The organism is Rhodococcus pyridinivorans, from assembly GCF_900105195.1.
Classification (GTDB): Bacteria; Actinomycetota; Actinomycetes; order Mycobacteriales; family Mycobacteriaceae; genus Rhodococcus; species Rhodococcus pyridinivorans.
Genome location: NZ_FNRX01000002.1, coordinates 404,798 through 427,320, shown reverse-complemented (window position 1 = coordinate 427,320; position 22,523 = coordinate 404,798). Strand labels below are relative to the sequence as shown.

Annotated in this window: 16 protein-coding genes; 9 read left to right on the top strand and 7 right to left on the bottom strand. The window is 69.1% G+C overall.

Annotated features, from left to right (window positions below; all coding sequences use genetic code 11):
- Window positions 1-19 precede the first annotated feature (19 nt).
- Together BLV31_RS02590 and BLV31_RS02585 are read left to right on the top strand one after the other, a co-directional pair.
- A complete protein-coding gene (locus BLV31_RS02590; RefSeq protein WP_064062147.1) occupies window positions 20-967 on the top strand; it encodes an NAD-dependent epimerase/dehydratase family protein in 948 nt (315 codons plus the stop codon).
- A 10-nt stretch (window positions 968-977) separates the two neighbouring features.
- The gene (locus BLV31_RS02585) at window positions 978-2,270 is read left to right on the top strand and encodes an MFS transporter (RefSeq protein WP_072740464.1); all 1,293 of its coding nucleotides are present in this window, start codon (window positions 978-980) and stop codon (window positions 2,268-2,270) included.
- Window positions 2,271-2,273: 3 nt separating this feature from the next.
- On the opposite strand, the gene BLV31_RS02580 is transcribed toward BLV31_RS02585, so the two are convergent.
- The 6 genes from BLV31_RS02580 to BLV31_RS02555 all read right to left on the bottom strand — a co-directional run bounded on the left by BLV31_RS02580 (window position 2,274) and on the right by BLV31_RS02555 (window position 10,983).
- Entirely contained in the window at window positions 2,274-3,335 is a 1,062-nt protein-coding gene (locus tag BLV31_RS02580; RefSeq protein WP_064062044.1) for a sulfate/molybdate ABC transporter ATP-binding protein, read from the bottom strand.
- The gene (locus tag BLV31_RS02575) at window positions 3,332-4,117 is read right to left on the bottom strand and encodes an ABC transporter permease (protein WP_006550886.1); all 786 of its coding nucleotides are present in this window, start codon (window positions 4,115-4,117) and stop codon (window positions 3,332-3,334) included. Before BLV31_RS02575 ends, BLV31_RS02580 begins: the two co-directional genes overlap by 4 nt.
- Window positions 4,114-4,866, bottom strand: coding sequence for a molybdate ABC transporter substrate-binding protein (modA, locus tag BLV31_RS02570; protein WP_064062045.1), 753 nt, complete (start codon window positions 4,864-4,866; stop codon window positions 4,114-4,116). Before modA ends, BLV31_RS02575 begins: the two co-directional genes overlap by 4 nt.
- Complete coding sequence (locus BLV31_RS02565) at window positions 4,863-5,267, bottom strand: TOBE domain-containing protein (protein ID WP_019290487.1); 405 nt, start codon at window positions 5,265-5,267, stop codon at window positions 4,863-4,865. Before BLV31_RS02565 ends, modA begins: the two co-directional genes overlap by 4 nt.
- A 64-nt stretch (window positions 5,268-5,331) precedes the next feature.
- Window positions 5,332-9,387, bottom strand: a complete 4,056-nt coding sequence (locus tag BLV31_RS02560) for a bifunctional nitrate reductase/sulfite reductase flavoprotein subunit alpha (RefSeq protein ID WP_064062046.1) — start codon at window positions 9,385-9,387, stop codon at window positions 5,332-5,334.
- A gap of 141 nt (window positions 9,388-9,528) precedes the next feature.
- Window positions 9,529-10,983 carry a CCA tRNA nucleotidyltransferase gene (locus BLV31_RS02555; RefSeq protein ID WP_006550891.1) on the bottom strand — a complete coding sequence of 485 codons (1,455 nt, stop codon included), beginning with the start codon at window positions 10,981-10,983 and terminating at the stop codon, window positions 9,529-9,531.
- A 75-nt stretch (window positions 10,984-11,058) separates the two neighbouring features.
- On the opposite strand from BLV31_RS02555, the gene BLV31_RS02550 reads away from it, so the two are divergent.
- The 5 genes from BLV31_RS02550 (at window position 11,059) to BLV31_RS02530 (ending at window position 19,427) form a co-directional block, all read left to right on the top strand.
- A complete protein-coding gene (locus BLV31_RS02550) occupies window positions 11,059-11,664 on the top strand; it encodes an NUDIX hydrolase (protein ID WP_033098068.1) in 606 nt (201 codons plus the stop codon).
- Window positions 11,661-14,144 (top strand): DUF6049 family protein, encoded by a 2,484-nt coding sequence (locus BLV31_RS02545; protein WP_033098069.1) that lies wholly within the window; start codon window positions 11,661-11,663, stop codon window positions 14,142-14,144. Before BLV31_RS02550 ends, BLV31_RS02545 begins: the two co-directional genes overlap by 4 nt.
- Window positions 14,141-17,959: a murein biosynthesis integral membrane protein MurJ gene (murJ, locus tag BLV31_RS02540; protein WP_064061423.1), complete on the top strand. Its 3,819-nt coding sequence runs from the start codon at window positions 14,141-14,143 to the stop codon at window positions 17,957-17,959. Before BLV31_RS02545 ends, murJ begins: the two co-directional genes overlap by 4 nt.
- Window positions 17,960-18,101: 142 nt before the next feature.
- Complete coding sequence (sigM, locus tag BLV31_RS02535) at window positions 18,102-18,650, top strand: RNA polymerase sigma factor SigM (RefSeq protein WP_033098127.1); 549 nt, start codon at window positions 18,102-18,104, stop codon at window positions 18,648-18,650.
- A 54-nt stretch (window positions 18,651-18,704) separates the two neighbouring features.
- Window positions 18,705-19,427, top strand: coding sequence for an RsmA family anti-sigma factor (locus BLV31_RS02530; protein ID WP_064061468.1), 723 nt, complete (start codon window positions 18,705-18,707; stop codon window positions 19,425-19,427).
- 36 nt (window positions 19,428-19,463) lie between these two features.
- Here the strand turns inward: BLV31_RS02530 and BLV31_RS02525 are convergent, their stop codons facing one another.
- Window positions 19,464-20,015 (bottom strand): TetR family transcriptional regulator, encoded by a 552-nt coding sequence (locus BLV31_RS02525; protein WP_006550897.1) that lies wholly within the window; start codon window positions 20,013-20,015, stop codon window positions 19,464-19,466.
- A gap of 105 nt (window positions 20,016-20,120) precedes the next feature.
- On the opposite strand from BLV31_RS02525, the gene BLV31_RS02520 reads away from it, so the two are divergent.
- Together BLV31_RS02520 and trxB are read left to right on the top strand one after the other, a co-directional pair.
- A complete protein-coding gene (locus tag BLV31_RS02520; protein ID WP_006550898.1) occupies window positions 20,121-21,320 on the top strand; it encodes an NADH:flavin oxidoreductase in 1,200 nt (399 codons plus the stop codon).
- 200 nt (window positions 21,321-21,520) lie between these two features.
- A complete protein-coding gene (gene trxB, locus BLV31_RS02515; RefSeq protein WP_006550899.1) occupies window positions 21,521-22,486 on the top strand; it encodes a thioredoxin-disulfide reductase in 966 nt (321 codons plus the stop codon).
- Window positions 22,487-22,523: the final 37 nt, after the last annotated feature.

Below are 22,523 nucleotides of genomic sequence, written 5' to 3'. Positions count from 1 at the left end.
TTTTCCGAAGCGAGGAATCATGTCGCATCTCCAGGTGGTCGCAGGAGCCGGACCCGTCGGCTGGACCGTCGCCGAACAGATTGCCGCACAAGGACATCGCGTGCGCGTTCTCACCCGATCGGGCAGTGGACCGGAAGGCGCGGGCATCGAACGCCTGCGTGTCGACGTCACGGATCCCGAGGCCGCGGCCGCAGCACTCGTCGACGAAGACGGACTTGTTGCCGACGCGGTGTACATGTGCGTCCACGGGTCGGCCTACCGCGCCGACGTGTGGGCACGCGAACTCCCCGTCGCCGAGCGGGTCGTTCTCGACGCCGCCGCGAACCTGTCGGAGAAGACGGTCGTCGTCTTCCCCGAGAGCCTCTACTCGTACAGCGAACCCGACCGGGTCATGACCGAGGACTCGCCCCGCGAGGCCGACACCGGCAAGCGCGGTGTCCGACGGCAGCTCCTCGCCGCCCGGGCAGCGCATCGCGCACCGACGGTGAGCGTGGTCGCGTCGGACTTCTTCGGTCCGCGGGTACTGAACGCGATGGCCGGCGCACGCATGGTGCCCACCGTGCTCGCCGGGAAGAAGGTGCGGGTGCTCGGCTCGGCCGACGTCCCGCATTCGTTCACCTACGTTCCCGACCTGGCCGCGGCGATGATCGCGGCAGCGGGGGAGCCGACCGTGTGGAACACCGTGATCCACGCACCCACCGGACCGGCCGTGGCACAGCGCGAGATCGCCACCGCCTTCACGCGGACGGCCGGCGTGCCCGCGCCCGCGGTGGGGACGATCCCGTCCTGGCTGGTGCGGGCCGGCGGCCACGTGAACCGGGACATGAAGGAACTCGCCGAGATGCTCTACCAGTTCGATGCCCCGTTCGTCATGGACTCGACCCGCACCGAACAGGTACTCGGCCTGTCGCCCACCCCGCTCGACGAGGCGGCCGCCCGCACCGTCGAATGGTGGCGGAGCCGATAGTGTCGTGCTTGTGCGAGACTCCGGGCAGCAGTCCAGGCAGCGGGCGTGGCGATCGACCGCAACCGCCCTGCGGAACTCGCCTGGTCTCGTACGACTGACCGGAGTGCGGTTCGCGAGCCAGTTCGGTGACGGACTGTTCCAGGCCGCACTCGGCGGGGCGATCCTGTTCAACCCCGAACGTCACACCGACCCGGTGACGATCGCGGCAGGCTTCGCGGTGCTGCTGTTGCCGTACTCGGTGATCGGTCCGTTCGCCGGCGCCCTGCTCGACCGGTGGGACCGGCGCCTCGTCCTCGTCTGGGCCAACCTGCTCCGCGGAGTGTTCATCGCGGCAGCGGCGGCCGTGTTGCTCCTCGGGGGACCGCAGACCCCACTCATGCTGCTCGCGCTCGCCGCCATCGGTGTGAGCAGATTCGTCCTGGCGGGCGTCTCGGCCTCGCTCCCACACGTGGTCGCCCAGTCGTGGCTCGTCCCGGTCAATTCCGTTCTGGCAACGGTCGGTTCGGGTGTCTCGGCGGTCGGGGCCGCCACGGCGGTCGCGACCATAGGATTCTTGGGCGCGGGCGACACTGGCTCCGGGACGGCCGTCCTCCTCGGAGTGAGCGGTTCGCTCGTCGGTGCGGTCGCCGCAGCGGGATTCGCCGCGAATGCCCTCGGCCCCGAGGGAATACGTCCCCGGGCCGTGATCCCCACCGTCCTGTCAGGTCTGCGGACCGGTGCAGGGGCCGTCCTCGAAGCTCCTGGCGTGACGATCGCGATGCTCGGAATCGGCGCGCACCGCATCGTGTTCGGCATCGACACGCTCATCATGGTGCTCGTCCTGCGTGCCGAGGAGAATGGCTCCGACCTGCTCGCGGGATTCTCCGGATTCGGTGTCGCGGTCGCCTGCACCGGCACCGGCATGCTCCTCGCAGCGGTGCTCGCACCGATCCTGATCCCGCGGCTGGGCCGGCCGCGCACCGTCACAGTCGGGTTGATCGCCGCCGCGATCGTGCAGTTCGCGTTCGTCACCACCGTGTCGGCCGGACCGTTGCTCGTCGCGGCCTTCCTGCTCGGCCTCGCCGGTCAGACCATCAAACTCACCGGCGACGCCGCGATGCAGATCGATATCGACGACGCGCGCCGAGGTCAGGTCTTCGCGCTGCAGGACACCGTCTTCAACATCGCCTTCCTCGGCGCGATCGTCGTGGCGGCCTTCGTCATCGACCCCGACGGGCGCACACCCGAGCTGGCCGTCGCAGGTGGGGTCGTCTACCTGATCGGGCTCGTCGCCGTGTTCGTCGTGCGCCGCACGCGGCAGTAGCGATCACGCGCTCAGCGCGGCCGGATGGATCCCCACCTCCGTGGCCTTGACGACGAACCATACGGAGTCGCCCGGATGGACGTCGAGGTCGGCGAGTGCCGCCGTCGTGATCTCCGCGGCGATACCCGTATCCGATCGCACGAGCACCGACGAACCCTGCGCCTCGAGTTCCGCGATCCTCACCCTCAGGGCGTTGCGCGGGCTCCCGTGCGGGGCCTCGGTGTAGACGGCGACCGCCGACGGCGCGAAGACGGCGACGGCGGCCGTACCCGGGACGCAGTCGTCGTGGACGCGGCCGTGGACGAGACCGTCCGCGGATTCCAGCGCCTCAGCTCGCACGATGCCGGTGACGAGATTGCTCCCCGCGATGCGGGCGGCGAAGGCACTGCGCGGTCGCGTCAGCACCCGGCGTACCGGCCCGTCCTCGACGACCCGCCCGGCCTCGATCACGATCACCCGATCGGCGAGGGCGAGCACGTCGAGCGGGTCGTGGGTGACGAGCAGGCCCGTGCGTCCACTGTCGCGCAGGACGCGTCGCAGCAACGACCGCAACACCGGTGTCGCGGTGACGTCGAGCGCGGCCATCGGCTCGTCGAGCAACAGCAGGTGCGGTTCGGCCGCGAGGGCACGTGCGAGTGCGACCCGTTGCGCCTGCCCCCCCGATAACTCGTGCGGACGACGATCGGCGAGTGCTGCGGCATCGACCTCCTGCAGCCACCTCTCGGCGCGCACACGGGCCTCACGCCGACCCGCACCCGCACTGCGCGGTGCGAACTCGACGTTGTCCGCGACCGTCAGGTGCGGGAAGAGCAGCGCCTGCTGGGCGAGCAGCACCACCGACCGGTCGTGCGGAGCGACGGCGACGCCGGTCGCGGTATCGGTGAGGACGCGACCGTCGAGTTCCACGCGACCCGCATCGGGACGCAGCAGACCGGAGACCACTCCCAGCAGCGTCGACTTGCCGGCTCCGTTGGGGCCGAGCACCGCGACGATCTCACCCTGCGCGACCTCGAGGTCGACGTCGACATCGCGTGCGGCGACCCGGGCCCGCACCGTCAGGCTCACAGCGGGCGGTCCTTCCGCCGCGAGTACACGGCCACGACGATCACGACGGCCACCAGGATCAACACGAGCGACAGCGCGACGGCGGCATCGGGATCGGTTTCCCGCTGCAGATAGATCTCGAGCGGCAGCGTGCGCGTCACACCCTGGAGGCTGCCGGCGAAGGTGAGGGTCGCGCCGAATTCGCCCAGTGCGCGGGCGAATGCGAGTACCGAACCGGAGACCAGGCCGGGCAGCACGAGGGGCAGGGTGATGCGCCGGAAGACCGTCGTGGGACGCGCACCGAGTGTGGCCGCGACGTCCTCGTAGCGTGAACCCGCACTGCGCAGCGCACCTTCGAGACTCGTGACGAGGAAGGGCAGTGCGACGAAGGTCTGCGCGAGCACGACCGCGGTGGTGGTGAAGGCGATGTGGATCCCGAGCGCATCGAGGTGCTCACCGATCAGTCCGCGACGACCGAAGGTGTAGAGCAGGGCGATACCGCCCACGACCGGGGGCAGCACGAGCGGCAGCAGGACGAACCCGCGGATCACCGATATCCACCGGAAGCTACTGCGCGCCAGCACCATTGCGAGAGGCACGCCGAGCAGGATGCACAGGATCGTGGCGGCCGCGGAGGTGCGCAGGCTCAGGACGAGCGCGTCGAGGGACGCCGGGGATGTCACCAGCGCGGGGAAGGTCGTCCAGTCCACGGTGAGCAGCATCGACACCAGGGGCACGACGACGAACAGCAACCCGAGTGCCGCGGGAACGAACAACCACCGGGGCAGTCCCGTCGCGGTCACGGTGCACCGAATCCTGCGTCGGCCAGGACGGCACGACCGCCCGTGCCGGTGACGAAGCGCACGAAGGCGTCGGCGCGACCGGGATTTCGGGAATTCGAAAGTGGTGCAACGGGATAGATGTTGACGATCTCCGCAGCTTCCGGGACGGGGACAACGGTGACCTTCTCGCCGGCCCCCCTCGCGTCCGTGACGTAGACCAGACCGGCGTCGGCCTGACCGGAAGTGACCTTGCCGAGCACGTCGGTCACCGACGACTCCTCCGACACCGGCGCGAGCTCGACACCGCCGGTCTCCTCGAGTCGCTCGGTCGCCGCCCCGCACGGCACTTGGGGCGCACACACGACCACCGAGAGACCGTCGCCGGTGAGATCGTCGAACGAGGTGACGTTCTTCGGGTTCCCCGGTTCGGTGACGATCGTGAGCATGTTGGTCGCGAACGGGATCGGCTCACCGGCAACGAGCCCGGCCGCGACGGCGGCGTCCATCGTCCGGGTGTCGGCGGAGGCGAAGACGTCGGCGGGTGCCCCCTGCTCGAGTTGGGTCTCGAGATCGGACGAGCCGGCGAACGAGAATTCCACCGACACTCCGGGGTTCGCCTCCTCGAATCGTTCGGCGATCTCGGTGAACGGCGCCCGGAGCGAGGCCGCCGCATAAACGGTGAGGACATCCGAGCCACCGCCGGTGCCGCACGACGTCAGTGCCGCAGCGGTGAGACCGGCAGCGAACGCGGCGAGCGCCCGGCGCCTCATCCGTCCCCTCCGGGTGTCTCGACGATGACAGTGGTCGCCTTGACGACGGCCACCCCGATGCTGCCCGGCTCGAGACCGAGTTCGTTCACGGCCTCGGTGCTCATGAGCGAGACGATGCGGTGCGGACCGCACTGCATCTCCACCTGCGACATGACGGTGTCGGAGACGACGCGCGTAACCAGCCCGACGAAGCGATTGCGAGCGGAGCTGCCCACCCCGAGCGGATCGGGACCGGCATCGGCCTGAGCGCGGGCGAACTCCGCCAGCTCGCGACCGTCGACTGTCTTGCGTCCGGCGGAATCCTTGCCGGCGCGCAGCAGCCCCTGGTCGATCCAGCGACGGACCGTGTCGTCGCTGACCCCCAGCAACGACGCGGCGTCGCGGATCCGGAGGGAGGTCACGGGTATCTCCGCAGATGCGTCATGAACCCTACGTTATACCCGCATCTGCGGACCGACAAACAGATCAGTAGACATCGCGGACGTACCGCTTGTCGGCGGCCATCTGCTCGACGTACGCCGCGGCGGCGTCCCGGTCGAGCCGTCCGTGCGCCTGCACCACCTCGCGCAGGGCCGCGTCGACATCCTTCGCCATACGTCCGGCGTCGCCGCACACGTAGAAGTGGGCACCGTTCTGCAGCCACTTCCACACCTGCGCGCCATGCTCGCGCATCCGGTCCTGCACGTAGATCTTCTGCCGCTGGTCGCGGGAGAAGGCCAGTCCCAGCTCGGTGAGGAAACCGTCGGCGTGCATCGACTCGATCTCGTCGCGGTAGAGATAGTCGGCCTCGGATCGCTGGTCGCCGAAGAACAACCAGTTGCGGCCCGTGTGCCCGGCCTCGCGACGGTCGTGGAGGAAACCGCGGAACGGTGCGATGCCCGTACCGGGACCGACCATGATCATGTCGGTCTCGGGTGCCGGTGGCCGGAAGTGCTCGTTGCGCTGCACGAAGATCGGGATGTCCACACCCTTGCTGTGATCCGCGAGGAACGACGAGCACACGCCCGCCCGGGATCGACCCTCGAATTCGTAGCGCACCACCGACACCGTCAGTTGTACCTCGCGCGGGTTCGTCTTCGGGCTCGACGAGATCGAGTACAGGCGCGGACGCAGACGGCCGAGGAGGTCCTTCCATTCGTCCCAGGGCGCCTTGAACGGGTACTCGGCGATGACGTCCATCGCCTGCCGCCCGTACAGCCACTGCTGCAGCTCGATCTTGTTGCCCGGTCGCAGCAGTTTCGCGAGTTCGGCACTGCCGCTCTGCTTCTGCACGAACCGGAGCAGTTCCGGTGTCACCCGGGTGATGTCGAGGTGACGGGTCGCGGCCTCGCGCAGCGGCACGGTAGGACGGTCGCCGAGTTCGACGGCGGTCTCCGGGTCGAGGGCGGTGACCTGCAGCCATTCGTCGACGGCCTCCGGGCCGTTCGTCGGCATCACCCCGAGTGCGTCGCCGGCCTCGTATTCGAATGCTGGATCGAAGATCTCGAATCCGAACTGACGCACGTCCTTCGCCGAACCCGCACCGCTCAGTGCAATGTTGCGGGTGATCCGGGTGACGAGCGGCGAGTTGCGGGTATAGGCAGGGGCCGCGGGAGCAGCCGATGCGACCGGGGTCGTCGAGCCTCCCAGCAGCTGTACGAGGGCGTCGAGCCAGTTCTGCGCGCGCTCGTCCTCTCCGGGTTCGCAGTCGACGCGCTCGGCCAGGCGGGTCGCGCCGAGAGCGCTCAGACGGTCATCGACACGGCGCCCGAAGCCGCAGAAATCGTCGTAGCTCGAATCGCCGAAAGCCATTACTGAATAACGCGTTCCGCTCAGTTCGGGCGCGGTGTCCGCCGCGAGCGACCGCCAGAACGACCCGCCGTTGTCGGGTGGGTCGCCGTCGCCAAAGGTGCTCGTGACGACCACGAGGTCGTCGATGTCGGCCAGCGCGGCGACGTCGAGTTCGTTCAGCCCCCTCAGCCGCACGGCCCGACCGGCATCGCGGAGCCGTTGTGCGCAATTCGCCGCGAAGGATTCGGCGTTGCCCGTCTGCGACGCCCAGGCCACCACGACAACCGGCCCGTCCGGCACCGCCTCGGTGGGCGTCGCGTCGGGAACCGGGGCCGAGTGCGCGTACATCCCGGCGAGCAGTCCGTCGACCCATACCCGCTTGTCGGCCGGGAACGGCGCGGTCGGCGGAAGGGTCGGCGCGGCAGTGATCTCCGCCGTCCTGAGTCCGGCGAGAAGACCTGCGAGATAACCTCGTTCGGCGTCGTCGAAGGTGGGTGCGGGAATCGTCCCGAGTCCCAGCGCAGACTCGAGACGGTCGAGCACCGAACCGCTCTCGAGCACCGGTTCGACCGCACCCGCGACCTTCTCCACCGACACGGCGCAGACCTTGAACTCGGGCTGCAGGGATGCCGGGTCGACGGCGTCGTTCGTCACGGCGTTGATGGCGAGATCGTCGCCGAAGAGGTCGTTCCAGTGGAAGGGCGCGAAACAGTTCCCGGGCAGCACCCGGTCGGTGACGACGGCCGGCAGCACGGCCCGGCCGCGCCGCGATGCGATCTCGACCCGGTCGCCGTCGACGATCGACAGTCGCTGTGCATCATCGGGATTGATCTCGACGAACGGTCCGGGATTCAGTTTGGTGAGCTTCTCGACCTTCCCGGTCTTGGTGAGGGTGTGCCACTGGTGCGGGACGCGTCCGGTGTTCAGGACGAAGGGGTGGTCGTCGTCCGGCATTTCCGCGGCGGGCATGTGCGGGCGAGGGAAGAAACGAGCGCGGCCGTCGGGGGTCGCGAACGCCAGTCGCGGACGGGAACCGTCCTCGCGCACCACCGGGGTCCGGCTCGTCCCGTCGTTGAGATAGCGGACGGGGTGCCGTGTCGCGGCCGACTCCGGCGGGCACGGCCATTGCACGGGCCCTTCCCGCAGTCGGTCGTAGGTCATGCCGCGCAGGTCGTAGCCGGTCTGCGGATTCGCGAATCCGGTGATCTCCTCGAAGATTTCCTCGGCACTCGAATAGTCGAAGGCGTCGCCGAAACCCATTTCCTGAGCGACCCGCGCGATGATCTCCCAGTCGGGCAGCGACTCACCGACGGGTTCGACGGCCTGCTGTAGAAGATTGACGGTGCGGTCGGATCCGACGGTGACATACTCGGATTCGGCCCACAGAGCTGCGGGTAGGAGAACGTCTGCGTACGAAGCAGTTTCGGTCTCGCGATAGACGTCCTGCACGATCACCAGCTCGGCCTTCCCGAGTGCCTCGAGAACGGTGCTCCGATTCGCGATCGACGCTACGGGATTGGTGCAGATGATCCAGCACGCCTTGATCTCTCCGGCGGCCATGCGCTCGAACATGTCGACGGTGCCGGCGCCGCCCTCGGTGCGCAGCGTGCCGCGCGGCAGCGACCAGCGATCTTCGACGAACGCGCGGTCGTCGTCGGAGAGGACACTGCGCTGACCGGGCAGACCCGGTCCCATGTATCCCATCTCGCGGCCGCCCATCGCGTTGGGCTGACCGGTGAGGGAGAACGGCCCGCTGCCGGTGCGGGAGATCGCCCCGGTCGCGAGGTGCAGATTGCAGATCGCGTTGGTGTTCCACGTGCCGTGGGTGCTCTGGTTCAAACCCATCGTCCAGCAACTCATCCACTCCCCGGCCTCGCCGATCCACTGCGCCGCGGTGCGGATGTCGGCCTCGGCCAGACCGGTGACTTCGGCGACGACGTGCGGTGGGTAGTCGGCGAGGAAGGACTCCATCGCGTCCCAGCCGTCGGTGTGCTTCTCGACGAAGTCGCGGTCGACGTGTCCGTTCTCGACGATCAGGTGCAGCAGACCGTTGAGAAGCGCCAGGTCGGTGCCCGGCGCGATCTGCAGAAACAGGTCGGCCTTGTCGGCGGTCGCGCTGCGCCGCGGATCGACGACGATCAGTCGCGCTCCCGCCTTGACCCGATCCATCATGCGCAGGAACAGAATGGGATGGCAGTCGGCCATATTGGAACCCGACACGAAGAAGACGTCGGCGCGGTCGAAGTCCTCGTACGAGCCGGGCGGGCCGTCGGATCCGAGCGACTGCTTGTACCCGGTCGCGGCGCCGGCCATGCACAGTCTCGAGTTCGATTCCATGTGCGAGGTGCGCAGGTATCCCTTCGCGAGCTTCGTCGCGAGATACTGGGCCTCGAGCGACATCTGTCCCGAGACGTAGAGAGCCACCGCGTCGGAGCCGTGGGCCGAGACGATATCGTTCAGGCGCCGCGCGGTCTCGGCGATCGCATCGTCGAAGGGGAGCGGGGCGACCTCGGCCGCCCGCTCGGAACGCATCCACGCCGTATCGAGCCGGCCCCCGGCCGCGAGCATCTCCGCGCTGGTCGCGCCCTTCGTGCACAACCGACCCCTGTTGGTCGGGTGATCCTTGTCTCCGTATGCCCTCACCACGCGTCGGTCACCCGTCTCCGGGTCGACGGCGACGTCGAGGAGCATCCCGCATCCCACACCGCAGTAGGAGCAGGTGGATTTCACCGTGGTGATCTCGTCCTGCATCCCGCAACTCCTCGACACCGTCTCGACTACGCCGGTGTCCATGCTGGAGAAGCGGTGTTGCGGTGGCGTCACCCGCGGTGAGCACGCGGTGACATCTGGCTCACGCCGCCGTCACGACGATGTGAGATCAGACGTTCGGAGTCAGGCCTCCTGCTGCTGTGCCCACCACTCGAGCAGCGCGGCCTCGGCCTCGTCGCGCTCGAGCGGGCCGCGGTCGAGCCGCAGTTCCTTGAGGAAGTTCCACGCCTTGCCGACCGTCGGACCTGCGGAGATACCCAGCAGTTCCATGATCGCGTTGCCGTCGAGGTCGGGCCGGACCTTGGCGAGATCCTCCTCGGCGGCGATGCGCTCGATCCGTTCCTCGAGACCGTCGTAGGTGGCCTGCAGCGCGGCGGCCCGACGCTTGTTGCGGGTCGTGCAATCGGCGCGCACCAGCTTGTGGAGCTTCGGCAGCAGCGGCCCGGCGTCGTGCACGTAACGGCGCACGGCCGAATCCGTCCACTGTCCTCTGCCGTAGCCGTGGAAGCGCAGGTGCAGGAAGACCAGACGGCTGACGTCCTCGATCATCTGCTTCGAGTACTTGAGGGCGCGCATGCGCTTGCGCACGAGCTTCGCTCCGACCACCTCGTGGTGGTGGAAGCTGACGCCGCCCTGCGGCTCGTTGCGTTTGGTGTCGGGCTTGCCGATGTCGTGCAGCAGCGCGGCCCACCGCAGGACGAGATCGGGATCGCCGTCCTCGAGGTCGATGGCCTGCTTCAGGACGGTCAGCGAGTGCCAGTACACGTCCTTGTGCTGGTGGTGCTCGTCGATCTCGAGCTTCATCGCGGGGATCTCGGGGATCACCCGCTGCGCCAGACCGGTCTCGACCATCGTGTCGATGCCCTCGATCGGATAGTCGCCGAGGATCAGCTTGTCGAGCTCGGCCTGCACCCGCTCGGCGCTGATCCGCAGGATCTCGTCGGCCATCGAGACGATCGCGGTGTGCACGCGCTCGGTGAGGGCGAAGCCGAGCTGGGAGACGAACCGCGCCGCGCGCAGCATGCGCAGCGGATCGTCGTGGAAGGAGTCCTCGGGCTTCGCCGGGGTGTCGAGCACGCCGGCGAGCAGGGAGTCCATGCCGCCGAGCGGGTCGACGAACTCACCCGCACCGTCCGGTCCGATCCGCACGGCCATCGCGTTGACGGTGAAGTCGCGGCGCACGAGATCGTCCTCGAGACTCGTGCCGTACTTCACGATGGGGTGACGCGTGACACGGTCGTAGGCGTCGCTGCGGAAGGTGGTGATCTCGAGTTGCTCGAGTCCCTTCACCGCACTGATGGTCCCGAAGTCGATACCCGTGTCCCACTGGTGGTCGACGAATCCGCGCAGCAGCTCCTGCACGACCTCCGGACGCGCATCGGTGGTGAAGTCGAGGTCGGTGCCGAGGCGACCGAGCACCGCGTCGCGCACGCTGCCCCCGACGAGATACAGCTCGTGTCCGGCTTCGGCGAATCGCGCCCCCAGCGGGGCGAGGATGTCGGACAGATCGCGCAGAGTGGCCTCGGCTCCGGCGAGCAGCCGGGTACGACGGTCGGTGTCTGCGGTGGGGGAGTTCACGTCTTTGCACCTTACCGAGCAGCGCGTTCGTGTGGTTGAGCCGGGACCGACGTCGGTCCATCTACTATCTATGAGGTGTCGCCCGCCGAACGTGCCAACCGTAACCGCCGCAGCTCGCGGCGGCGTGGCGCGGGCGCAAAGAAGACCGCACACGGTGCTTCGCCCGGATCGTCCGCTTCGCCCGGACCTCGCATGCGGACCGTCCGCGAGACTTCCGCGGGAGGTCTGGTGGTCGACGGACTCGGTGGTCCGCCCGAGAAACTCTGCGCAGCCCTGATCGGCCGCACCGACCGGCGGGGACGCCTGCTGTGGTCGTTGCCGAAGGGCCACATCGAGCAGGGTGAGACCGCCGAGGAAACCGCGATGCGCGAGGTCCGCGAGGAGACCGGCGTGCGCAGTTCGGTGCTCGCCGAGCTGGGCAGCATCGATTACTGGTTCGTCACCGAGGGCCGCCGGGTCCACAAGACCGTGCACCACTATCTGCTGCGTTATCTCGGCGGAGAACTCTCCGACGCGGACGTCGAGGTCACCGAGGTGGCGTGGGTGCCGCTGCGCGAACTGCGGACCCGCCTGGCGTACGCCGACGAACGCAAGCTCGCCGACATCGCCGATCAGCTCATCGCCGAGATGGACCACACGCGACTCCCCGATGCCGACGAACCGGGGGCCCCACGCGGATGACGGTGGTGGTGTCCCGGGCGGGCGCCGCGGTGCTCGCCGTGCTCGTACTCGTCCTCACAACGGCAGGCGTGACGCCTCTTCTGCCGACGACTCTTCTCCCGACGGCCTCGGCGAATCCGGCCGCAGCCCAGACCGACCCCGACGAGCCGCGCTTCCTCGAGTTGAGTATCGACGAGGTGACGCCGCAGACGGTGACTCTCACGAGCGAGTCCGTCGTCACGGTCCGCGGCACGGTGGCGAACATCGGCGACCGGGACGTCGAGGACGTCTGGGTGCGGCTGCAGCGCGCACCGGTGGTCTCCGACTCCGCAGCGCTGCGCACCTCGCTGTCCCTCGACCAGGCCGGATTCGACACGGTCGGTGAGTTCGAGGAGGTCGCCGACCGGCTGGGGCAGGGCGAACGTGCCGACTTCGAACTCGAACTGCCGCTGCGCTCCGATCTCGTGCCGTCGCTCGACATCGACACTCCCGGCGTCTACCCGCTGCTGGTGAACGTCAACGGGGTCCCCGAATACGGCGGGGCGGCCCGGCTCGACGACGCACGCTTCCTGCTGCCCGTGCTCGCGGTTCCCGCGAGCGACGAGGTCACCGAGGAGACCGAAACCGGGAACGGCGGGTCGCGGGGCACGACCCGCTCGTCCGACGACGGCCGGCTCGACCGCGAGGAGAAGGCGTTCCCCGCCGTACCGCCCGACGTGTCCCGCCCCGCCGCGGTCACGATGCTGTGGCCACTGGCCGATCGGCCGAGGCTCGCCGCCGGCGTGGCCGGTTCCGGCACCGAGCCGGTACGCCTGGTCGACGACGACCTCGCGGCCTCGCTCACCGAGGGCGGGAGGCTCGACGGTCTGCTGCGCGCCGTCGAGGACACCGCCCGCACCGAACCCCGCGTCCTCGAGGGACTGTGCCTGGCCGTGGACCCGGACCTGCTCGTGACCGTCGCGAACATGACACGCGATTATCTCGTCGTCGAGGATCCGAACGAACCGACCGGCGATGCGCGTCCGGGCTCGGGCACGGATGCCGCGGTCGCCTGGCTCGAGCGGTTGCGTGCCCTCGCGGCGACGACCTGCACGATGGCCGTTCCGTTCGCACAGGTCGACCTGACCGCGCTCGGCGACCTCGCCGACTCGTCCCTGACCGACTCCGCGCTCGAATCACCGGCGGCCATCGTCGACTCCATCCTCGGCGTCACCTCCACTCCGGGCGTGATGTGGCCCGACTCCGGCGTACTCACCGAGAAGACCGGATCGATGCTCGCCGCCGACGGCCCGGTGACCGCTCTGGTGTCCGACAACGCCCTCGAGGGCGGACGCGCCCTGCTCGCGGGCACGTCGTCGACGCCGTCCACCGCACCGGGCGGCAACGGCTTCCGGATCTCCGGTGTCTCCGGCCTCACCGCCGCCCTGTTCGACTCGTCCGCGTCCGCGGCACTGGCCGGGATGGGCACCGACCCGCAGACGCCGTCCTTCGTCCCCTCCTCGGCGCGCTACGACCTCTCCCGCGATTCCTCGACGGCCCGCCTGCAGGACGCCCTCGGCGCGCTGGCCTGGCCGGCCATGGTGCCGACGGTCAGCGAGGTCACCGGGGCGGCACTGCCGGCCGCAGGCCGATCGGTGCTGTTCGCGCCGCCGCAGAACTGGTCGGCATCGCCCGACGACGCCGCCTCCGTGCTGTCGATGCTCTCCACGCTCGTCCGCTCGGGCCTGACCACGCCGCGACCGCTCGCCGCGCTCGTCGACGCGGCCGCGAACACCGCGAACGACCCGACGGCCTCGATGCTGGTCTATCCCGAGCAGGCGATCACCGACGGCGCCTCCGCGGCGGTCGTGTCCGAGGCCGAGGAACAGATCGGCCGCCTCGACGCGATCCAGACGGCGCTGGTCGAGGACCCGCAGGCCCAGCTCACCCCGCAGCAGTTCACCGCCCCGCTGCGCGAGGACCTGCTGCGCGCGATGAGCCTGGCCGGTCGTCGCGGTGCCGACGCCGACGGTGCCTACGCGACCGGCGAGCACCGCGCCTCCGAGGTGCGGGAGGCCGTCGACGACATCTACGACGCCGTGACGGTCATCTCGACCGGCGGTGTGTACACCCTGACGTCCGAACAGAGTCCGCTGCTGCTCACCGCGCGCAACGACCTGCCCGTGGGCATCACCGTGCGGCTGCAGGTGGACGCGCCCGACACGGTGGACATCACCGATATCGGGCCGACCCAGCTCCCGCCGCGCGGCAGCCGCACCCTCACGGTGCCGGCTCAGATCAGCGACTCGCGGAACCTCCGGTTGGAGTTCGCACTCACCACCGACTCCGGCCTGCCTCTCGGCAGCTCGACGACGGTGACGGTACGTTCCAATGCGTACGGCCAGATCCTCGCCGTCGTCACGGGATGTGCGGGAGCCCTCCTGCTGTTCCTGGCGGGCAGGCGACTTCTGCACCGGTTCCGGGGAGAGCCGGATCCAGCCGACGAAGGGTATGAGAAATGACCGGGAACTCCACACGGGACGACGTGGAGACACACCCGAACCCGGGACCGTCGGACTCTCCCACCGCCTCACCGGACGTCACGGGTGCCGGTGCGGGTCGCCGCAGGCCGCAGAGCCTGCTCGCGGCGACCGGCTCCATCGCCGTGGCGACCCTGGTCAGCCGCATCACCGGCTTCCTCAAGCAGCTGCTCATCCTGACCCTGCTCGGTGCGAGCGTCGCGTCGTCCTTCACCGTGGCGCACCAGATCCCCAACATGATCTCCGAGCTGGTGCTCGGCGCCGTCCTGACCTCGATCGTCGTGCCGGTGCTGGTGCGGGCCGAGCGGGAGGACCCCGACGGCGGTGAGGCCTTCGTCCGGCGACTGTTCACCGCGGCGCTGGTGCTGCTCGGCACGGCGACCGTTCTCGCGGTGGCCGCAGCCCCGGTCCTGACCACCCACGTCTTCCTCGACGAGTCCGGCAAGGTCTCGACGTCGCTGACCACAGCGCTGTCGTACCTGCTCCTGCCCGCGATCATGTTCTACGGGTTGTCGGGCCTGTTCACGGGCATCCTCAACACCCGGCAGGTGTTCAAGCCGGGCGCCTGGGCCCCGGTGTGCAACAACCTCGTGGTGCTCACCGTGCTGGTGATCTACTACCTGATGCCGGGCGAGATCACGCTCGATCCGGTGCGGATGAGCGATCCGAAACTGCTCGTCCTCGGCATCGGCGTGCTGCTCGGCGTCATCACGCAGGCGATGTGCCTGGTACCCGCGCTGCGCCGCGAAGGCATCAATCTCAGGCCGTTGTGGGGTCTCGACGACCGGCTCCGGCAGTTCGGTGGCATGGCCGCCGCGATCGTGCTGTACGTGCTGATCAGCCAGGCCGGGATGGTCTTCGCCACGCGTGTGTCGTCAGGCGCCGACGAGGCAGGTCCCGCGATCTACAACAACGCGTGGCTGCTGCTGCAGCTGCCCTACGGCGTCCTCGGGGTCACCGTGCTCACCGCGATCATGCCGCGCCTGAGTCGCAACGCCGCCGCGGACGACACCCCGGCCGTCGTCGACGACCTGTCCGTCGCGACCCGCCTCACCATGATCTCGCTCATCCCGATCGTCACCTTCCTGACGATCGCGGGTTCGCAGGTCGGCGCCGCGCTGTACGGCTACGGCAACTTCGGCGGCAGCAACGCCGAACGCCTCGGCCAGGCGGTGAGCTGGTCGGCGTTCACGCTCATCCCGTACGCGCTGGTGCTCATCCACCTGCGCGTGTTCTATGCCAGGGAACAGGCCTGGACCCCCACCTGGATCATCCTCGGCATCACCGCCGTCAAGATCGGCCTGTCCGCGCTGGCGCCCGTCGTCGCGGCGAACGGCGAGCAGGTGGTGCTGCTCCTCGGCGCGGCCACGGGCGTCGCGTTCACCGTCGGAGCGTTCATCGGCGGCTATCTGCTGCACCGCACACTCGGCGACCTGCAGATGGCAAACGTCGGACGCACCGTCTGGCACGTCGTGCTCGCGTCGCTCGCCGCGGCGATTGTCGTGCTCGTCACCGACCGTCTCCTGCAACTCGACGTCCTTGCCGACCGCTTCGGGGGCATCGGCTCGCTCGTGCGGGTCGGGCTCAACGGTGTGCTCATGGTGCTCGTCGCGCTGGTCGGGATGTACCTGCTCAAGGTGCCCGAGATCCTCGCGATCGAAGCGGCCGTGCGACGGAAGGTCGCGGCACTGCGCGGCACCGCCCCGGTCGAGGAGGCCCCCTCCGAACCCGAGACCGGAACCACCTCCGACGAGGCACCGGCTCCCGCCCCCGTCCCGCGTCCGCGCTACGCCGAATCGGATGCCGAGAAAACCGTCATCCTGCCGCGTATCGACTACGGCGAGTACGGCGTCGGACCTTATGACGCCATCACAGAGGTCATGCCCGCCATCAGGGACGTGCCCGGTCGCAGCAATGCGCACGGACAACTCCCGTACCCTGATCAGCAGCAGGTACGGTCCGGGAGCCGTCGACCACGGTTCTTCGCGGCCCCCAGCGGCGACCCGCGTCTGCACACCGGAAGTGGACGAGTCGACAACGAAGGAGTGAGGGTGAGCGACGACCACGCTGCCGGCAAGTCCACCATCGATGCCGCCGCACGGCAGAAGTCTGCCGACAAGGACGGCAAGCGCCCGCCGCGCGATCCGAACCTCGACACGGGTGTCATCCCCGTCGGATCCCCGCAGCTCCCGCCGGTGCGTGTCGCGGGCCCGGCCTCCCAGCCGCGCCGTCCGATGCGCGGCCCCGATCTCATCGCCGGTGCCTCGGTCGCCGGTGGTCGCTACCGTCTGCTCGCCCCGCACGGAGGCGCGCGCGGTCTGCGTTTCTGGCAGGCACTCGACGTCAAGCTCGATCGCGAGGTCGCGCTGACCTTCGTCGACGCGGAACAGCGCGCGGCCGACGGCACCGGCCCCGACTCGCCGCAGGCCGTGCTCTCGCGCACCCTGCGCCTCGGTCGTATCAATTCGCCCGGACTCGCCCGCGTCCTCGACGTGGTGCGCGGCAGCTCGGGCGGCATCGTCATCTCGGAGTGGACTCCCGGCCGGTCGCTGAAGGAGATGTCCACCACCGAGCCGTCGCCGATCGGTGCGGCACGCGCGATCCGCGCGCTCGCGGCCGCCGCCGAGGCGTCGCACCGTGCGGGCAGCGCGCTGTCGATCGACCACCCGGATCGCATCCGCATCAGCGTGGCGGGTGACGCCGTGCTGGCCTTCCCCGCGACCTTCTCCGATTCCGACGCGATGTCCGACGTGCGCGGTCTCGGCGCGAGCCTGTACGGACTCATCACCGGACGGTGGCCGCTCGGTGAGCCATCGGCTCCGGGCGGCGTTCCCGTCCCGCACCACAGCGGTGCCACCGTCGGCGGAATGCCGGAGCCCGACCGCAAGGACGGTGTGCCGGTGGAGCCGCGCGTCCTGCGTCCCGATGTGCCGTTCGAGATCTCGGCGGTCGCGGTGCGTGCCCTGTCCGAGGACGGCGGTATCCGGACCGCCGCGACCGTGCAGCACATCCTCGACCAGGCGTCGGTCGTCGATCAGAAGACCGAGATGATCCCGGCACTGCGGATCGGGCAGCGCGCTGCCGCCGCGGAGACGCATGCACTCGCGGATCCCGAAGCGCTGGAACAGAAGAAGAAACATTCGCAGCGGATGCTCATCGCCCTGGCCGCGCTCGGTGCCACGACGGTGCTGTTGCTCGCGCTCATCGGATGGTGGATCGCGAACCTGCTCGCCGGCGATGCCAACGATGCTCCGCTGACGAGTCAGGAGTTCGGTCTGACTCCCACTGCCGAGGCACCCGCCGAGGAGGGGGCGGGCGACGAGCAGGTCGAGGCCGCGCCGCCGCGACCGGCGGCGAGCGCTCCGGTCTCCGCGACCTCCGTGTCGGTGTTCTCGCCTCAGGGCACACCCGATTCGCCCGCCACCGCGTCGCAGGCGATCGACGGTGATCCGTCCACCTCGTGGAACACCGATGCCTACTTCGATCCGTTCCCGTCGCTGAAGAACGGTGTCGGACTTCTGTTCACGCTCGCCGACGCGTCGGAACTGTCCGCTGTGAAGGTCACCACCGACACGCCGGGCACGGTCGTCGAGGTGCGCAGCGCACCGTCCGAGTCGACGTCGCTCGATCAGACGCAGGTGATCGGTTCGGGCACACTGGCTTCCGGTGAGACCACGATCCCGGTCGAGGCGGACGGCCAGACTTCGCACGTGCTGGTGTGGATCACCGATCTGAGCTCGAGCGGCGGAAGCAACAAGAGTTCCCTCTCCGAAGTGGAATTCGAAGCCGCACGCTGACCGCGGACAGCCGGGCGGAATCGTCCGGATCGGCTACCATCCGCGCGTGCGAATTTTCGGGGGGATCGCAAAAATCGCCGTGCCCGACGGGGGTGTCGACGACGGCGGAAGCGTGTCGGACGGGGTGGCGTCCGATGGAGCAGTGTCGGATGCCGAGCTGCTCGCAGCACACATCGCAGGCGATCGGCATGCCTTCTCCGCCTTGCTGGCACGACATCACGACCATCTGTGGCAGGTCGCGCGGCGGACGAGTTACTCGAACGAGGACGCGGCCGACGCGCTGCAGGAGGCACTGCTCTCGGCGCACCGGAGGGCTTCGGGTTTCCGGGAGGACGCCGCGGTCCGCAGCTGGTTGCATTCGATCGTCGTCAACGCGTGCCTCGATCGCATCCGCCGCAATCGTGTCCGCGTGACCGTCCCACTGTTCGAGGACGATTCGCACGACCTGCGTACCCCGCGCGATCCCATCCACGACACCGAGATCGCACTCGACATCGAATCCGCCCTGTTCGCACTGCCACCCGACCAGCGGGCAGCCGTCGTCGCGGTGGATGTGGAAGGTTTCTCCGTCCGGGAGGCGGCGCAACGTCTCGGTGTTCCGGAGGGAACGGTCAAGAGCCGCTGTGCCCGCGCGCGGAGCCGGCTCGCAGTTCTTCTCGACGACCTTCGCTCCGAGGGGAACCGATCGTGATCCTCCTCCGTCTTACTCTGGTGAGGGATGCCGAACCGCGGAGGAGAGTCGCGCATGAACGAGGACGAGATGCGTCCGTCGAACTCCGCCGAGATGCGCCCGCCGTACTCCGCGGAGTTGCTCGCCGATCTGCATGCCGGGGTGCTCGACGAGGAGCTCGCCGCCCGGTTGTGGCCGCGCGTGCGCCGCGATCCCGGGGCCGTCGTGTATCTGGCGCGACTCGACGCGACGCAGGCGCGGTTGTCGGCCCTGCGCGGCGCTCCACCGAAGGAATCGATTCCGCCCGAGATCGCCGCGCGTATCGGTGCCGCGCTCGCGGAGGATCGATCCGACGACCGGTCCGATGTCCGGTCCGCACCGTCCCGCATCGCACGGCGTCGCCGGTGGGCGGTGGCCGGTGCCGCGGTCGCGGCTGCAGTGGCGGTGTTGCTCGTGGTGGTCGTGCGCGAAACGGCTTTCGGTAGCGACGACCCGACCGGTGTTCCCGTCGCGGCAGCGGAAGACGAGGCCCTGTTCGAACCCTCCACCCTGCGGGCGATGATCGGCGACACTGATCCCGGTCTCCTCGGTGGAGCCGATCGTCTCCGAGAATGCTTGGACGCGAACGGTTTCGAAGGCCGGTCACCGATCGGTTCACGCGCGGTGCGGTACGCCGGCGACGATGCCGTCCTCGTCCTGTTGAGCGGACCGGACGCACCGGCGCTTACCGCTCTGGTGGTCGGAACCGACTGCGACGCAGATGATCCCGCGATATTGGTCCGCAAGACGATCGGCTGACCTTTCGGCGCTCGGGTCCGGCGCTCGGGTCCGGCGCTACGCCACGGTCGACAACAGTTCCAGGATCCGCGCGCGCAGCGCGGGTGTGTCGTCCTCCGCGGCGATGAGGCCGGCGAACAACGCCGACCCCGCTGCCATCACGAGCACGGCCTTGGCGTCGATCTCGACGTCCGAGCCGTCGCCGTCGGCGAACAGGGCGGTGCTGGGGCCGCTGAACGTGCGCCAGAGCGTGTTGCGGAGGTCGTCGTGGTCCCGCAGTGCCGCGAGAAGCCCCGGGAGCGCAGCGCGGACCTCCGGCCGGGAGAACAATTCGATGCTCCCGGTGACCACCCATTCGATCCAGCCCTTGCGATCGATGCCGTCGTAGGGCGTCAGATCGGGTGCGGAACCGAGCAGTGCGTCGAGCACCAGGTGGGCCTTGGTCGGCCACCGACGCGTGAGTGCGGCGCGGCCGACGCCGGCGCGGGCGGCGACCGCCCGCAGGCTCAGCCCGTCCCAGCCGTGGGAGCGGAGCATCTCGCGGGTGGCGGTGAGGACGTCGTTGTCTATTCGGGGGTCGCGGGGGCGCCCCGGAGCGGTGCTGGGCATGGGATCCGTGATGTCGGGACCGAGTGGGAATCGATCTGGCGCGGAGTGTGACGAGCGTTATAGTCGAAGCGCAATTACGATACCACTGGCATCGAAAGTAGGGGCATGTCTTCGCCGCGACCCACCGTGTTCGAACCGGCCCGACTCGGGCCGCTCACCCTCCGCAACCGCATCGTCAAGGCGGCAACCTTCGAAGGGGTCATGCCTCGAGGAGCCGTCAGCGACGAACTCGTCGAATTCCACGCCGAGGTCGCCCGCGGCGGCACCGCCCTCACGACCGTCGCCTACTGCTCGGTCTCCCACGACGGCCGCGTCCACCGCGACACCCTCGTGCTCGACGCCGACTCCGTCCCCGGCCTGACCCGGCTCACCGACGCCGTGCACGCCGCCGGGGGTCTGGCCTCCGCGCAGATCGGCCACGCCGGACTCGTCGCCAACCAGATCTCCAACAAGATGAAGACGCTCGCGCCGTCCACGCGCATCAGCGCCCCCGCCATGGGGCTCGTCCGCGGCGCGACACTCGAGCAGCTCGATCGGGTGGTCGAGGACTACGCACGCGCCGCGCGCTTCGCCGTCGAGGCCGGATTCGACGCCGTCGAGGTCCACCTCGGGCACAACTACCTGCTCAGCTCCTTCATGAGCCCGAATCTCAACAAGCGCTCCGACAAGTACGGCGGCAGCATCGAGGGCCGTACCGCCTTCCCGCGTCGCGTGCTCGAGGCCGTCCGCACGGCGGTGGGGGAGGGGGTGGCCGTCATCGCGAAGTTCAACATGACCGACGGCGTGCCCCAGGGTCTGTGGCTCGACGAGTCCCTGCCCATGGCCAAGCTCATCGAGTCCGACGGCACCATCCATGCCATGCAGCTCACCGGCGGGAGCTCGCTGTTGAACGGGATGTACTTCTTCCGCGGCGACGTCCCCATGAAGGAGTTCCAGGCGTCGCAGCCGAAGGTCGTCGGCTGGGGACTGAAGGTCTACGGGCCGAAGATCTTCCCGAAGCTCCCGTTCGAGGAGGCATTCTTCCTGCCCATGGCCCGGCAGTTCCGCGAGGAACTGAAGATCCCGCTGATCCTGCTCGGCGGCATCAACCGGCTCGACACTATCGAGACGGCGCTCGACGAAGGCTTCGAGTTCGTCGCCATGGGCCGCGCGCTGCTGCGTGATCCGTATCTCGTCCGCAAGTTCGAGGAGAAGACGGCACACGAAGGTCTGTGTATCCACTGCAACAAGTGCATGCCGACCATCTATACGGGCACGCGTTGCGTGATCCGCGAGACGCTGCGGGACGTGCCCGGCGCGGCCTGAGACCGTACCGGTTCGCATCGAGGGCGGGCCGGTCGGGCGACCGGCCGGTCCGTACAGGGCGTCTGTGGCGGGACGCACGGCGGAAGGGGAACAACACCGTTTACCCTGGTGTTGACAGTATCTGTAGGCTGCCGTCCGGTTCCGGCCGGATCGCCCGCAGTCCTCGCGCCCCCGTTCACCCAACCGGAAGGCTCCGCCGCATGACGACCTCGCCCACGATTCACGACCTCATCATCGTCGGTTCGGGACCGGCCGGATACACCGCCGCCATCTACGCGGCCCGCGCCGAACTCACCCCGCTCGTCTTCGAGGGAACGCAGTTCGGTGGCGAGCTCATGACCACCACCGAGGTCGAGAACTTCCCGGGCTTCAAGGACGGGATCATGGGCCCGGAGCTCATGGACCAGATGCGTGAGCAGGCACTGCGTTTCGGCGCCGATCTGCGCACCGAGGACGTCGACGAGATGGACCTCACGGGCCCGGTCAAGACGGTCGTCGCCAATGGCGAGACCTACCGCAGCCACGCCGTCATCCTCGCGATGGGCGCCGAGCCGCGTTACCTCGGTGTGCCCGGGGAGTCGCAGCTGCTCGGCCGCGGCGTTTCCGCCTGCGCGACCTGCGACGGCTTCTTCTTCCGCGACCAGGACATCGCCGTCGTCGGCGGTGGCGACTCCGCGATGGAGGAGGCGACCTTCCTGACGCGCTTCGCGCGCAGCGTCACCCTCATTCACCGCCGCGAGGAGTTCCGCGCCTCGAAGATCATGCTCGAGCGCGCCCGCGCCAACGAGAAGATCCGCTTCGTCACCAACGCGAAGGTCGCCGAGGTGCAGGGCGAGAACAGCGTCACCAACCTCGTCCTCGAGGACACCGTCACCGGCGAGCGCAGCGACCTGCCGGTCACCGGCTTGTTCGTCGCCGTCGGCCACGACCCGCGCAGCTCGCTCGTCAAGGGTCAGGTCGACCTCGACGACGAGGGCTACGTGAAGGTCTCGGCGCCGTCCACCGCGACCTCCGTGCCGGGTGTCTTCGCCGCGGGCGACCTCGTCGACCACACCTACCGCCAGGCGATCACCGCCGCCGGCACCGGATGCTCGGCGTCCATCGACGCGGAGCGGTGGCTCGTCGCGAACCGCGAGGTCGAGGCGCCGACACTCGCCGAGGCCTGATCCACCACCCCGTTCCACATTCCACCCCGAGATTCAG

What these genes read in the sequence shown, in the direction of transcription:
- BLV31_RS02590 (WP_064062147.1), top strand. Translation starts at nt 20, where the DNA reads ATGTCGCATCTCCAGGTGGTCGCAGGAGCCGGACCCGTCGGCTGGACC.
- modA (WP_064062045.1), bottom strand. Translation starts at nt 4,866, where the DNA reads ATGAGGCGCCGGGCGCTCGCCGCGTTCGCTGCCGGTCTCACCGCTGCG.
- BLV31_RS02560 (WP_064062046.1), bottom strand. Translation starts at nt 9,387, where the DNA reads ATGCAGGACGAGATCACCACGGTGAAATCCACCTGCTCCTACTGCGGT.
- BLV31_RS02545 (WP_033098069.1), top strand. Translation starts at nt 11,661, where the DNA reads ATGACGGTGGTGGTGTCCCGGGCGGGCGCCGCGGTGCTCGCCGTGCTC.
- murJ (WP_064061423.1), top strand. Translation starts at nt 14,141, where the DNA reads ATGACCGGGAACTCCACACGGGACGACGTGGAGACACACCCGAACCCG.
- BLV31_RS02530 (WP_064061468.1), top strand. Translation starts at nt 18,705, where the DNA reads ATGAACGAGGACGAGATGCGTCCGTCGAACTCCGCCGAGATGCGCCCG.
- BLV31_RS02525 (WP_006550897.1), bottom strand. Translation starts at nt 20,015, where the DNA reads ATGCCCAGCACCGCTCCGGGGCGCCCCCGCGACCCCCGAATAGACAAC.
- BLV31_RS02520 (WP_006550898.1), top strand. Translation starts at nt 20,121, where the DNA reads ATGTCTTCGCCGCGACCCACCGTGTTCGAACCGGCCCGACTCGGGCCG.
- trxB (WP_006550899.1), top strand. Translation starts at nt 21,521, where the DNA reads ATGACGACCTCGCCCACGATTCACGACCTCATCATCGTCGGTTCGGGA.